General features: G+C 68.9%; 13 protein-coding genes. 6 read left to right on the plus strand and 7 right to left on the minus strand.

Translation table 11 applies throughout. The annotated features are described in order from the left end of the window. Window positions 1-116: 116 nt before the first annotated feature. Window positions 117-947, minus strand: coding sequence for a ferritin-like domain-containing protein (locus tag AC1DNF_RS07335; RefSeq protein WP_478147909.1), 831 nt, complete (start codon window positions 945-947; stop codon window positions 117-119). A gap of 162 nt (window positions 948-1,109) precedes the next feature. Then, window positions 1,110-1,322 carry a hypothetical protein gene (locus AC1DNF_RS07340; protein WP_478147910.1) on the minus strand — a complete coding sequence of 71 codons (213 nt, stop codon included), beginning with the start codon at window positions 1,320-1,322 and terminating at the stop codon, window positions 1,110-1,112. A gap of 100 nt (window positions 1,323-1,422) precedes the next feature. Here AC1DNF_RS07340 and yccS point away from each other — a divergent pair, with 100 nt between their 5' ends. The 6 genes from yccS (at window position 1,423) to AC1DNF_RS07370 (ending at window position 9,475) form a co-directional block, all read left to right on the plus strand. Beyond that, a complete protein-coding gene (yccS, locus tag AC1DNF_RS07345) occupies window positions 1,423-3,687 on the plus strand; it encodes a YccS family putative transporter (RefSeq protein WP_478147911.1) in 2,265 nt (754 codons plus the stop codon). Between the two features lie 208 nt (window positions 3,688-3,895). After that, entirely contained in the window at window positions 3,896-5,020 is a 1,125-nt protein-coding gene (locus AC1DNF_RS07350) for a sugar ABC transporter substrate-binding protein (protein WP_478147912.1), read from the plus strand. Between the two features lie 13 nt (window positions 5,021-5,033). Beyond that, window positions 5,034-6,554 (plus strand): sugar ABC transporter ATP-binding protein, encoded by a 1,521-nt coding sequence (locus tag AC1DNF_RS07355; protein ID WP_478147913.1) that lies wholly within the window; start codon window positions 5,034-5,036, stop codon window positions 6,552-6,554. Then, window positions 6,554-7,537: an ABC transporter permease gene (locus AC1DNF_RS07360; protein ID WP_478147914.1), complete on the plus strand. Its 984-nt coding sequence runs from the start codon at window positions 6,554-6,556 to the stop codon at window positions 7,535-7,537. Before AC1DNF_RS07355 ends, AC1DNF_RS07360 begins: the two co-directional genes overlap by 1 nt. Before the next feature lie 8 nt (window positions 7,538-7,545). After that, on the plus strand, window positions 7,546-8,514 hold the full coding sequence (locus AC1DNF_RS07365) for an ABC transporter permease (protein WP_478147915.1): 969 nt from the start codon (window positions 7,546-7,548) through the stop codon (window positions 8,512-8,514). Between the two features lie 28 nt (window positions 8,515-8,542). Then, a complete protein-coding gene (locus tag AC1DNF_RS07370; RefSeq protein ID WP_478147916.1) occupies window positions 8,543-9,475 on the plus strand; it encodes an SMP-30/gluconolactonase/LRE family protein in 933 nt (310 codons plus the stop codon). 60 nt (window positions 9,476-9,535) lie between these two features. Here the strand turns inward: AC1DNF_RS07370 and AC1DNF_RS07375 are convergent, their stop codons facing one another. The 5 genes from AC1DNF_RS07375 to AC1DNF_RS07395 all read right to left on the minus strand — a co-directional run bounded on the left by AC1DNF_RS07375 (window position 9,536) and on the right by AC1DNF_RS07395 (window position 13,597). Beyond that, window positions 9,536-9,910 (minus strand): helicase SNF2, encoded by a 375-nt coding sequence (locus AC1DNF_RS07375; protein WP_478147917.1) that lies wholly within the window; start codon window positions 9,908-9,910, stop codon window positions 9,536-9,538. Between the two features lie 217 nt (window positions 9,911-10,127). Then, window positions 10,128-10,733 (minus strand): hypothetical protein, encoded by a 606-nt coding sequence (locus AC1DNF_RS07380; RefSeq protein WP_478147918.1) that lies wholly within the window; start codon window positions 10,731-10,733, stop codon window positions 10,128-10,130. Between the two features lie 63 nt (window positions 10,734-10,796). Next, window positions 10,797-11,831, minus strand: coding sequence for a TIGR01777 family oxidoreductase (locus AC1DNF_RS07385; protein ID WP_478147919.1), 1,035 nt, complete (start codon window positions 11,829-11,831; stop codon window positions 10,797-10,799). 48 nt (window positions 11,832-11,879) lie between these two features. Beyond that, a complete protein-coding gene (locus tag AC1DNF_RS07390; RefSeq protein ID WP_478147920.1) occupies window positions 11,880-13,208 on the minus strand; it encodes a sensor domain-containing diguanylate cyclase in 1,329 nt (442 codons plus the stop codon). Continuing rightward, on the minus strand, window positions 13,205-13,597 hold the full coding sequence (locus AC1DNF_RS07395) for a PAS domain-containing protein (protein ID WP_478147921.1): 393 nt from the start codon (window positions 13,595-13,597) through the stop codon (window positions 13,205-13,207). The genes AC1DNF_RS07390 and AC1DNF_RS07395 overlap by 4 nt, the downstream gene beginning before the upstream one ends. Window positions 13,598-13,615 lie beyond the last annotated feature (18 nt).

Genomic DNA, 13,615 nt, shown 5'->3' on the forward strand with positions numbered 1-13,615 from the left:
CGCATTCTGCCGCAGCCCTCGTGAAACACTGTCCGGAAAAGGCCTGTCATCCGGCAAGAACGCACGCAACGCACCCGAGGGTGCCCGCGGCGCCGCGGACGCACGGAGGCATCGCTTCAGCGCAGAAAGACGTGCTCCATGAACTGCTGCACGGGGTACCGGACCACGGCCTGCAAGCGCGCGGGCAGATCGAGCGGGCGCATCAGCATCTTGAGCGTGGTTCGCGCCGACAGATGTGTGCGCACGGTATCGTTCATGCGCGCGCTCACGCGCCGGACATAGGGCGAGTCTCCCGCTTCACCCGCGCGGTCGGGCTCGCGCATCTTCGCGACGTGGCGCACGGCGCACTCGGTGTCCTCGCTCTTCATTTCCATCGTGCGCCGGGCGATGACGCCCAGCACGCGGGCCCGGCCGAGGCCTTCCTCGTCGCGGTAACGGCGGAAGAAGCGATAGAAGTGCTTGTAGTGGCTGATCTCGTCGGCCGCGATGCGCGCCGCCAGGCCCTTGAACACGGGCTCGGCGCTGCTGCGCGAAAGCGCGCCGTACAGGGTCGCGGTGCCGGTCTCCACCACGCAGCGCGCCGCCAGTTCCAGCGCCCGGGTGGGTGCCAGCAGTTCGACCTTGCAGTAGGTCGCGTACTCCTCCAGAAAGCCGCGATAGGCGCCGTCCCAGTCGAACTCCGGCCAGACGTGACGGACGTAGGCGCGCAGCGCACGGCCGTGCTCCAGCTCTTCGGGCTCCCAATGGTTGCCCAGCCACGCAGCGACCTCGTCGTCGCCGTGGAAGAAATCCGTCAGGTTGTGCGCATAGAGATCCGAGCCGCTTTCAACGAAGGAAGCGCATGTCGCGAGATAGAACAGGTTTTCGTCCGCCCGCACCTGATCGACCTCGATGCGCGAGAAGTCCAGGTCCTCGGTGGTCCACCGTGCCGTCCGTTCACTTTCCATGTGCTCGTCCTCCTCGATCGACATATTCACATAGGACGAGGCGGGATGCACGGGGTTCCGCTGGCATTGAAAATGCGTGTTCGATCGGGTGCGGGCTCGCGGCCGCTGCTGCCGACATTGCTTCATCACCGCGGCCTTGGCGATCTCGATGAGCGAGTTGCTTCAGGAAGCCGGCCTTCGAGGCGCCGCCGGCAGCGCATCTCCAGACGCAATCGGCCTCAGCCACTCCACCGCCGCCTGCGCGGGGGCCATCTGCCGAAGCCGCTCGTCCCGCCACAAATCCCCCGCCACCTCGTCGAGCTGGTCCGGGTCCACGGTGCGCCATTGCCTTTGAAGCTGGTGGGCGCAAACAGCAATCCAGTCGTCGCGTTCCATGGGAATACTGTATATGTATACAGTGAAATTGTCACGTCCAAATTTGCAATCGTCTGCGACCGCCGGGGCGCGGTGGCACGCAATGTGCAGCGTCCAGGACATGCCCCCCTCCTCCACCGACGCGCTTCGACAGCGCCTGCGGGCTCTCGCGGCCCGCGCGCAGCCGCTGCGGGTGCTGCTCACGCTGGGCAGCCTGATGGCGTTCTGCGCCTTCACCGGGCATCCGGAAGCCGAGATCCCGCTCTTCCTCGGCGCCATCGCGAGCGCCCTTGCCGAAACGGACGACAGCTGGCGCGGCCGGCTGCGCGCGCAGCTCGTCACGCTGGTCTGCTTCGCGGCGGTGTCCCTCTCGGTCGAGGCACTGTTCGGCATGCCGCTGCTCTTCATCGCCGGGCTGGCGCTGGCCGCCTTCTGGCTGACCATGCTGGGCGCGGTCGAAGCGCGCTACAAGGCCATCGCGCATGCCACGCTGATCCTCGCGATGTACACGACGCTCGGCATCGACCATCAGGCCGCGCAGGGCACCGATGGCGTGCGCGGGCCGCTGTTGCTGGTGGCCGGCGCCGCCTGGTATGGCGTGTTCTCGGTGGCCTGGTGCGCGGCCTTTCCGGCGCAGCCGGTGCAGGCGCAGCTGGTCAGGCTCTTCGAGGTGCTCGGCAGATTCGTGCGCTTCAAGGCCTCGCTGTTCGAGCCGCTGCGCGGCGTCGACATCGAGCGCAAGCGACTTTCGCTCGCACAGCTCAACGCCGAGGTGGTGGCCGAGTTGAACGCGGCCAAGGAGAGCATCTTCCGCCGCATCGGCGCGCGCGCGCCGACGGGGCGCATCGCGCGCTACCGGGGGCTCTACCTGATCGCTCAGGATGTGCATGAACGCGCCAGTTCGTCGCACGACGACTACAACGCGCTGGCCGATGCCTTCTTCCACAGCGACCTCCTCTACCGCTGCCAGCGCGTGCTCGCATTGCAAGGCATGGCCTGCCAGCAGCTCGCCGCATCGATCGCGCGCCGCGAGCCCTTCGAGGCCGGCGGCGAGACGGTGCACGCGCTGGCCGACCTGCGCGGCGCGATCGCGCACGAACGCGACCGGGCGACCACCCCCGAGCGCCTGGCGCTGCTCGCTTCGGTCGAGGCGCTCGCGCGAAACCTGGCCCAGCTCGACGGCCAGCTCGCCGGCCAGCTCGCCGGCGCGAGCGAGCCGTCGGCCCGGGCCGGGCGCACGGAGATGGGCTTGTTCGACCGTTCGCCGCGCTCCTGGCGCGACGTGGCGCAGCGCGTGCGGCGGCAGCTCACGCCACGCTCGGCGCTGTTCCGGCACGCGCTGCGGCTGGCCATTGCGCTGGCCGCGGGCTACGGCGTGATGCGGCTGATCCACCCGGCGCAGGGCTACTGGATCCTGCTGACCACCCTCTTCGTCTGCCAGCAGACCTACGGCGAGACCATCTCGCGCATGGGCCAGCGCATCGCCGGTACGGCCGTGGGGGTGGTGATCGCTTGGGCGCTGCTGGCGCTGTTTCCTCAACCGCCGGTGCAGTCGGTGCTGGCGGTCCTGGCCGGCATGCTCTTCTTCGCCACGCGCGGCACGCGCTACCTGCTGGCCACGGCGGCGATGACCCTGCTGGTGCTCATGTGCTTCAACCAGGTGGGCGACAGCGACACGCTGATCGTTCCGCGCCTGGTCGACACCGCCATCGGCAGCGCCATCGCCGGCCTCGCGGTGTTGCTGGTGCTGCCGCATTGGCAGGCACGTCACATCCATGAGCTCGCCGCGGCGGCGATGCGAAGCCACGCGGCCTACCTGCGCCAGATCGTCGAGCAATACCGTCGCGGCGCCCGCGATGACCTCGACTACCGGCTCGCTCGGCGCAACGACCACAACGCGGATGCGGCGCTGTCGACGGCGGTGGTCGACATGTTCCGGGAGCCGGGCTTCGTGCGGCCGCGCGCGGGCATCGCGCTGCGCTTCCTGATCCGCTCGCACACGCTGTTGAGCTACCTCTCCGCGCTGGGCGCGCATCGCAGCGCGCTGCCCCAGCCGGCGCGCGCGGCCGTGCTGCGCAGCGCCGCCGAGAGCGCGGCGGCGGCGCTCGAAGCGCTGGCAGCCGGGCTGGCCGGCGCTTCGATCGACGAGACGCGCGCGTCGCCCGCCGAATCAGCCGCGCGCGCCGCGCTCGCCGGCGCGGGTCTTGCCGAGGCCGAGGCCGATCCGGCAGCGCGCCTTTTCGGCGCCGAACTCTCGCTCGTGTGGCTGCAGATCGACGCGCTGCGCAGCCATGCGCGCGAGTGGCTTGCGCCCGCAAGCGCCGGGACGGCGGACGAAGCGCCCGCCGCCGGGCAACCGAAGGCCGGGCACGGGCACTCCCTCTGACTCCAGGCATCGCCGGCAAGACCGGGAGGCTGCTCGCCCAGTGCCGGAGGCGCCCGGCAAGGGTATGTCCCAAGCCGGTGGAGCACCGGCAGATTTGTATGATGACCCGGCAACCTGCTCCCCGGACGATGTGCAGGTGGGCTTGGCATTGTTTCGTCCGCTGGCCGGTCACCTGCAACCGAGCCCTCCATCCAAACAGGAGACAGCAATGATTTCTCGCATTCGCATCGTCGCCGCGATCGCGGCCCTGGTCGCATCGGCCGCAGCCACCGCCGCCGGGCCCGCCACGGTGTCCGGCCCCGGTGAGAACCCGGCCTGCTTCAAGCCCTGGGACGCCAGCACGAAGTACTTCCAGTGGCCCGCCAAGAAGGGGCCGTACCGCATCGCGCTGGCCAACGGCTTCGTGGGCAACACCTGGCGCATCCAGATGATCAAGATGGCGAAGGCCTATGCGGCCACTCCGGAGATGAAATCGCAGATTAAGGAATTCAAGATCGTCTCCACCGGCACCGACGTGGCCGCGCAGATCGCGGCGATCGACAACTTCATCAACTCGGGCTACGACGCCATCGTCACGATCGCCGTGAACCCGACGGCCTTCGCGCCGGTGATCAAGCGCGCCAACGCCGCCGGCGTGGTGGTGGTGCCCTTCGACAACGTACTGGACACCGACCAGGTCATGATGGTGAACGAGGACCAGCTCGCCATGGGCGTGCAGTCGGGCGAGTGGGTGGTCAAGAACATTCCTTCCAAGAGCGGCAAGCTGCTGGAGGTACGCGGCGTGCCCGGCAATTCGGTGGACCGCGACCGCCACCTGGGCTTCCGCAAGGTGGTCGAGGCGCCGGGCAACAAGTTCGAGGTGATCGAGGTGGTCGGCAACTGGGATGACGGCACGGCCCAGAAGGCGGTGGCCGATGCGGTCGCTGTGCACAAGAACTTCGACGGCATGTTCGTGCAGGGCGGCTCCACCGGCGCGGTGCGCGCGCTGATCGACGCGAAGCACAAGATGATCCCGGTGGCGGGCGAGGCGGAGAACGGCTTCCGCAAGCTGTGTGTGGAACACGCCAAGGAAGGCCTGCTGTGCGCCTCGCTCGGCCAGTCGCCCGGCCTGGTGGCGATCTCGATGAAGGCCGCGGTGGCTGCGCTGCAGGGCAAGGTCATGCCGCAGATGATCTCGGTGCCGATCCCGATGGCGACGCATCCGAACTTCAAGGCGGGCGAGAACTACTTCCCCGACCTGACGGACAACTTCTTCACCACCAACGACTTCCCGCCCTGCGGCGTGAACCTGAAGGCGACCGACATCATGTCGAAGGACGAGAAGAACAACTGACGGTCCGGCCACGGTGGAACCGATCCTTCGGCTGGTCGATGTCTCCAAGCGCTATGGCGGGGTGCGCGCGGTCGAGCGCGCGAGCTTCGCCTGCGCGCCGGGGCGCATCCATGCGCTGCTCGGCGAGAACGGCGCGGGCAAGTCGACGCTGATCAAGATCATGGCCGGGGTGGTGCGGCCCGATGAGGGCCGCATCCTGCTGGAGGGGGCGGAACGCCGCTTCGCGCACCCGCAGGAGGCCGTGTCCGCCGGCATCGCCTGCATCTTCCAGGAACTCTCGCTCATGCCCGACCTGAGCGTGGCCGACAACATCTGCATCACAAACCCGCCACGGCGCCTCGGCCTGATCGACCGCAAGGCGCAGCGCCGCATCGCCGAAGCGGCACTGGCGCGCGCCGGTGCCGAAGACATCCATCCGCTGGCGCCGGTCGAGAGCCTGAGCCTGTCGCGCCGGCAGATGGTCGAGATCGCGAAGGCGCTGGCGCGCGATCCGAAGATCCTGATCCTCGACGAAGCCACCTCGGCGCTGACCGCCGCCGACGTGCGGCGCGTCTTCACGCTGCTCAAGCGGCTGCGCAATGAAGGCATGGCGATCGTCTACATCTCGCACCGCATGAAGGAGATCACGGAGCTCGCCGACGACTGCTCGGTGTTTCGCAACGGCAGCCATGTGGCGACCTTCGAGGCCGGCACCCGCAGCGATGCGCAGACCATCGAGATGATGATCGGGCGCGACATCGCGCACGCCTTCCCGCCGAAGCCCGCCCCGCCCTCGGCGGCGTCCGCCGGCATGCCGGCCCTGGAGACGCGCGGACTGTCGTGGAACGGGCGGCTGCACGACATCGACATCGCGGTGCGCCCGGGCGAGATCGTCGGCCTGGGCGGACTCGATGGACAGGGCCAGCGCGAGCTCTTCCTGGCCCTGTTCGGCGTCCTGCGCGGCGTGACCGGTGAAGTCCTGCTCGGCGGCAGGCCGGTGCAGGTGCGCGACCCGAAGCATGCCAAGCGCGCCGACACCGGCATCGCGCTGGTTCCGGAAGATCGCAAGACCGACGGCCTGATGCTGCCGATGTCGGTCAACGACAACCTCAGCCTGGCCGCCCTCGACCGCTTCAGCCGCGCCGGCGTGCTGCTCGCGGCCGAGGAAGGCGCGGCCGTCGCCGAGATCGTCCGGCGCCTGTCGATCAAGGTCGCCGACACCGGCGACGCGGTCGCCAACCTCTCCGGCGGCAACCAGCAGAAGGTGGTGATCGGCAAGTGGCTGATGAACGCGCCGCGCATCCTGCTGCTGAGCGACCCGACGCGCGGCATCGATGTCGGCACCAAGCAGGAGATCTACGCCCTGGTGCGCGCGCTGGCCGACGAAGGCGCGGCGGTGATGCTCTATTCGACCGACTACGCCGAGCTGATCGGCTGCTGCGACCGCGTGGCGGTGTTCTTCGACGGGCGCATCGTGCGCTGGCTGGCCGGGGCCGGACTCACCGAGCGCGCACTGGTGTCGAGCGCGCTGAACCTCGAAACGCAGGCGGCGTGATGCGTCCCGACTGGCATTTCCATCTGCGCGAACACCGGGCGACCTTCGCCACCACGGCGATGTTCGTCGTGATCTTCGCGCTCTACATCGCCAAGCATCCGGTGGGCTGGAACGCGGCGGTCCTGACCACGGCGGCGAACAAGGGCGTGCTGCTGGCCATCGTGGCCATGGCGCAGACGCTGCCGGTGCTCACGGCCGGCATCGATCTCTCGGTGGGCATGGTGTTCGTGCTCGCCAACTGCCTGGCCTCGCACCTGGTGGTGGGCACGCCGCTGCAGGCCGGCCTGGGCGTGGTGGCGGTGCTGGCCACCGGCGCGCTGTGCGGCTGCATCAATGGCGCCATCATCGTCTACGGGCGCCTGCAGCCGATCATCACGACACTGGCCACCGGCATCATCTACTTCGGTCTCGCGCTGGGCCTGCGTCCCGTGCCGGGCGGCGACGTGCAGGCCGACCTGGCCGACGCGCTCACCGGCGCGCTGCCCGGCGGCATTCCGGCGATGCTGGTGGTGCTGGTGGCGGTGGTGCTGCTGGTCTGGGTGCCCTATCGCCGCTCGGGGCTCGGCCGTGCGGCACTTGCCATCGGCTCGTCCGAGACGGCAAGCTACATGTCGGGCGTGGCGATCGGGCGCACGAAGATCGTCACCTACACCCTCGCCGGGCTGCTGTCGGCCATCGCCGGCCTGCTGCTGACCTTCGTGACCTACTCGGGCGAGGCCTCGTCGGCCATCGGCGGCGTCTACACGCTCAATTCGATCGCGGCGGTGGTGATCGGCGGCACCGTGCTCTCGGGCGGCGCGGGAAGCGCGATCGGCTCGATCTTCGGTGCCTTCGTGCTGCGCACCATCGGCGACCTGCTCTTCGTCTTCGACCTCGAACCCCTGTGGCAGCCCCTGTTCCAGGGCGTGATCCTGCTGAGCGCGGTGAGCTTCGGATCGCTGCGCCTGCTCAAGGTCAACAACCGGCTCGAACTCTTCAGGTGAATGCCCGCATGACCACCCTCGCGCTGCGCATGAAGAGGTCCGCCCATCTGCCGGTGATGGCCGCGGCCTTGTGCACGCTCGCCCTGCTGCTGGTCGGAAGCCTCTATTCGAAGAACTTCCTGTCGCTCGACTATCTGCTTCTGCAGCTGCAGATCGCGTCCTTCCTCGGCGTCGTCGCCAGCGGCGCGATGCTGGTCATCCTGCTGGGCGGCATCGACCTCTCGGTGCCCTGGCTCGTGACGGTGGGCGGCATGATGTCGGCCGCCGCCGCGGGCTGGTGGGGCGATGCCGGCGCCATGCTCGCGATTCCCTTCGGCATCCTGTGCGGCGCGGCGCTGGGGCTGCTCAACGGCATTGGCGTGGCCTACCTTCGCGTGCCTTCGATGATCTTCACGCTCGGCATCAACGCCGTGGCGCAGGGGCTGATCGTCGTGCAGACCGGCGGCTTCGCGCCCCAGGACCGCGCCACGCCCGCCATGCACCTGATCGCCACCGGCCGCTCGGTGCTGGGCCTGCCCAATGCCCTGCTGGTGTGGATCGTGGTCGGCGCGGCCACCATGTTCATGCTCCACCGCACGACGCTGGGCCGGGCGATCTACGCGGTGGGCAATCGCGAACGCGCGGCCTACCTGTCGGGCATCGACACGCGCCGCGTGATGCTGCTGTGCTTCGTGATCGCCGGCGCCTGTTCGGCGGCGGCCGGCGTATTGCTGACGGGCTACTCGACCAAGGCCTACCAGGCGATGGGCGACGCCTACCAGCTGCCGGCGATCGCGGCCGTGGTGCTGGGCGGCACCAACATCCTCGGCGGCCAGGGCTCCTATCTGGGCACCGTGGTCGGCGTGGTGCTGATCACCTTGCTGCAATCCATCCTCTCGGTGATGCAGATTCCCGAGATGGGGCGGCAGGTGACCTACGGTGTGGTGATCATCGCGATGCTGCTGGTGTATGGGCGCGGGCGGCGACATGCGAGTTGAATCGACAATGGACGCGGAGGAGTCTGGAATGCCCATTGAACTCAACCCCTGCTTCGAGGTGCTCGACCGCCGGTTTCGCCAGCTGGCGTTCGCGAACGTGCACGTCGAGAAGCTCTACACCGGCTGCCGCTGGGCCGAGGGGCCGGCATGGTTCGCGGCCGGGCGATACCTGGTGTGGTCGGACATTCCCAACGACCGCATGCTGCGCTGGGACGAGACCGACGGCTCGGTCTCGGTGTTCCGACAGCCGTCGCTGAACGCCAACGGCCACACGGTCGACCCGCAGGGACGGCTGGTTTCCTGCGAGCACCGGGGCCGCTGCGTGTCGCGCACCGAGCATGACGGCACGCGCACGGTGCTGGCCTCGCACTTCGAGGGCAAGCGCCTGAATTCACCGAACGACGTGGTGGTGAAGTCCGACGGCAGCATCTGGTTCTCCGACCCGAGCTACGGCATCGACAGCGACTACGAAGGCGACGCCGCCCCCAGCGAGATCGGGCAGCGCTGCGTCTACCGCATCGAGGCGGACCTGGGCACGGTCACCCGGGTCGGCGGCGACTTCGTGCAGCCCAACGGGCTCGCGTTCTCCCCCGACGAGAGCCTGCTGTACGTGGCGGACACGGGCGCCACGCATGTGCAGGACGGGCCGCGGCACATCCGGCGCTTCAGGGTCGAGGGCAACGGCCGCACCCTCTCGGGCGGCGAGGTGTTCGCCGAATGCGGCAAGGGGCTTTTCGATGGCTTCCGCGTCGACACCCAGGGCCATGTGTGGACCAGCGCCGGGGACGGCGTGCACTGCTATGCCCCCGACGGCGACCTGATCGGCAAGATCAGGGTGCCGGAGGTCGTCGCCAACGTGTGCTTCGGCGGGCCCAAGCTCAACCGGCTCTTCATTTGCGCGACGACCTCGCTCTACGCGGTGTATCTGAATGCGCGCGGGGCTTCGCGCCCATCGCGTTGACGCCCGTCCCATGAAAAAGCCGGGACAAGCCCGGCTTCCTCGCTCATGCGGGCTGGCTGCTCAGAGCGGCAGTTGATCGCCGCGCGCAGCAGCGCGCGCGTCGGCACGAATGCTGGAGCGGTCCACGCTGCCGCCCACGCGCGCCGCGCCTTGGCCGAAGCCTTCGGCATAGGGGTTCGCGCTGCGGGCGGCGACGAAGGCTTCCGAGCGCACGCCGGCGCGATCGATCGAATGGGCGACCGAGACGACGCCTTGCCCGGCCACTTCGCCGAAGGGGTTGCCGCTGCGCGCGGCAACGGCGCCTTGCGTGCGGACCGAGGCGCGGCTGTTGGCCGACACTGCCTTCTGCACGCCGTCATACGATTCGGCATGGACGCCGGCGGCGGCAATGATGGCAAGGGCGAAGCCGGAGAGCAGCTTGGAAGCGGTGTTCATTTTGAGTTCCTTCGAATGGGGATGATTTCGAACCGGTCTTGGGTGGGTCATCGTCCGTCTCGGTACGGCGACCTCGCTCGGGGCCCTGTTCACCCAGATCAACTCATTGGCTGGTCTGTGGGATGAAGTTTGCGCCGGTCAGGCCGTGCAAACCCACGGCGATCGGCATCGCGGTGTTCCTCGTCTGGAAACAATGGCCCCCCGCGGGCGCCGAAGCTCAGGTGCCGACGAGTTGCCGGTATGCGGCGCGCGTGTCGGGCGACACGGAGTCCAGCAGTTGCGCATAGGAGGTCTTGTGCCGCGCCAGCATGCGCGCGGAGGCGATCGCCTTCGACCTGCAATACCAGTGGCAGGTGTGCTGCATCAGGAACAGCTCGGCCGACATGGTGAATGCCTTGTCCCTGGCGGAGAGTCCACGGCTGTTCGCCGCCACGGCGGCGATACCCGTCGCATGCACCTGGAAAGCCTTGCGCACGTCGAAGCTCGCGCCGGGGAAGAGCCTGTCCGCATAGGGAATGGACAGCGGCAACCTGCTCACCCGGGCCTCGCCTTCCTCGACCTTGGAGAACTCCGCCGCGAAGCGCTTGAACTGATCGGCCAGCGTGGCCTCGGTCAGATCCAGCATGCGCCAGATCTGCGCGCGGCGCTCCGCATCGTCCTCGCCGAGGCAGCGCAGATAGCCCTCGGTGAGGTTCTCCATCATCTTCTCGATCTGGTAAGGGCTGAAATGGCTCGCCAGCAGGGCAATGCGCCGGCGCTGGACGCGGGTGTTGAGCAGATAGGCGCCAAGCGCGATCAAGCCGATCGGAAGGAGAAATTCCATGAAAACCTGAGGGAGGGTCGGAAAGGCGATGGTAACGAGCGACGGCGCGCCCCGAGCGAGGGCTCAGGAATGGGACTTCGGCCGACGCGGTCCGCAGAGATCTTCCAGCGCCGAGCGCGCGTCGGGGAAATCGAAGCGGAAGCCCGTTTCGTCCAATCGCCTCGGGATGACGCGCTGGCCTTCGAGCAGGAGATCGGCCTGCTCGCCCAGCAGCAGGCGGACCGGCGCGGCCGGCACCGGCAGCCAGAATGGCCGACGCAGCACCCGGGCAGCGGTGCGCGCGAAATCCTCCTGGGTGAGCGCGCCCGGCGCGGTGAAGTTGCAGGCCTCGAACGGCGCCTCTCCGTCAACGCGCGCATCGCAGGACCGCGCCGCCACGGCCCACACGTGCGCCATGGCGCGAAGCAGGTCCCGCACATGGATCCACGACATCCACTGGCGTCCGCTGCCGAGCCGTCCGCCCAGGCCGAGCGAGATCGGCATCAGCATGGGCGGCAGCGAGCCCTGGTGACCCAGCACCAGGCCGAAGCGCATGCAGACGACTTGCACGCCGTGGCCTGTCGCCGCGCGCGCCGCCTGCTCCCACTCGCTGCAGAGCCTCGACATGAAGATGTCCTTCGGCGGCGCGTCTTCATCGAGCTGCGTCGCGTCGCCCTGGGGCTGCACCCCGTAGTAGCCGATGGCCGAGGCCGACAGCATCAGCCAGGGCTTGCGCGCCGACGCGCCGATCCAGTCGACCAGCGCGCGCGTGAGGCCCACGCGGCTGCGCATGAGCACCTGCTTTCGATGTTCGGTCCAGGGCGGGCCGACGATGCGCGCACCGGCGAGGTTGATCACCACGTCGCAGCCGGACGCGTCGGGTATGTCGGCGAGCCGCTCGACGCAGCGGACCGCGCCGCCGAACCGGGCGCTTGCCGCTCGCGCGTCGCGCGTCCAGACGAGCACCGAATAACCGTCGCGCAGAAGCGCGCGCACGAGGAGTTGTCCGATGAAGCCGGTGCCGCCGGTGACGAGCACGCGCTGGGGCACGGCACCGAAGTGGATGACGGGGCCGGCATCCGGGCCGGGAGAAGCGCGCGCTTCGCTGACGTGGGTCATGCGGGCATTGTGCCGCCGCGATGAACCACGCGCCGCCCGGCCTCTCGCTCAGAGTGGCGCGCGCCCGCCGCCCGGCTCCGGGCCGATGGCGCTCCAGGTCTCGACGCGGTTGCGGCCCCTGGACTTGGCGGCGTACATGGCCGCATCGGCTCGCTTGATCAGTTCGTCGAGGCCGAGCACATCGGACGCCATCGCCGCGACACCGCCGCTCGCCGTGCAATGGATCGCCGCGCCGTCCACCTTCACGGGCTTGGCGGCCAGGCCCTTGCAGAAGCGCCGGGCCAGGACTTCCGCCTCGGCGATCGTTGTCCGCGGCATGAGCACGACGAACTCCTCGCCGCCGAATCGCGCCACCAGGTCCGTCGAGCGAAACGACGCGCCCAGTCCGGCGGCCAGGTGACGCAGCACCGCATCGCCCGCGCTGTGGCCGAAGCCGTCGTTGATCGACTTGAAATGATCCGCGTCGAAGAGCGCGAGCGCCACCGGATGGCCGCTCTCGGCGCATTTCTGCATCGAGAGCGCCGCCGAGTCGAAGAACGCGCGGCGGTTGGCCAGGCCCGTCAGGTGGTCGCAGAAGACCGATCGCCGCAGGGCCTCGTTGGCCTCGCGCCGGTCGCTGATGTCGCGAACGATCAGGCTGTAGCCGCGCTCCTCCGGCGGCTCGGCATCGCGCGCGCCCAAGGGCGCGATCAGGGTGCTGCCCCAGTAGCGCCCGCCGTCCGCCCGCCGCAGCCAGCCTTCCTCCAGGCTCCAGCCGCTGAGCTCGGCCTCCTCCAGCCGCTCGTCGAGGCGGTGCCCCAAGCTCTCGCTGGCCGGAAAGAAGATGCCGTAGGACTGGCCGGTCGTCGACGCGGCATCGAATCCGGTCACGTGGTGAACCCCCCGGTTCCACTCCTGGACGAGGCCCTGCTGGTCGAGCGACAGCAGCGCATAGTCGGTGATGCCGATGACGATGCTGTGGATCCAGGCCTGGCTGCGGCGCAGCTCGCGCTCGCGCTTGACGGAGAGCGACACGTCGTCGAGGACGGCCATCAGCCGGTCCCGATCGAGCTTGAGCAGCGTGAGCGAGAGCACTTGCGGGTCCCGGGTTCCGGCGAGGCCGGAGTCGATCTGCAGGTGGACCGCGTCGCAGATCCTTCCGTGGCCGGGTTCGAAGTCGCCGGCGCGCAGGCGCAGGTCGGGCGCGATGGTCTCGAGCGCGGTGAACAGGTTGGCCAGCCCGCCATCGCGCGACAGGGGCATGAGCAACTGCGCGCACAAGGGGTTGATCATGAGGATCTCGCCGTCGATGCGCGTCTGGGCGAGGCCGATCGGGGCCATGTAGAGGAACTGGAGCAGCGCCTCGTACTCCTCGGCCAGCGCCGGCTGCGCGCTCACGCGGGCCTGTGGACCAGGAGGAAGCGCAGCGCCGAAGCGGGATCGGCCAGCAGGCGCAGCCTGACCTTGATCGGCCGCATGCGCAGCGTGAGCACATAGTCGATCGTGTCGTCGAGCGTGCCGGCGCAGGCGGCTGCATCTTCAAATCGCTGCGCGACCATGTAGTTGTTCATGCACGGCGCCACCACGGTGAACAGCGGATGGCCCAGCACCCGCTGCACCGACAGCCCGGCCATCCGGGACTCGCAGGCGTTGTAGCGCCGCACGATGCCGTCGGCGTCGAAGCCGATGACGCCGAATTCGATCGCATCGAGTTCGGCGTCGCCGAGATCCCTGATTCGGGCCAGGATCTGGTCGTGGTCAAACGCGAGGGCTCGTGATTCGATCATGTCTGTCGGTCTCCTGGT

The organism is Variovorax sp. 01T432, from assembly GCF_056398605.1.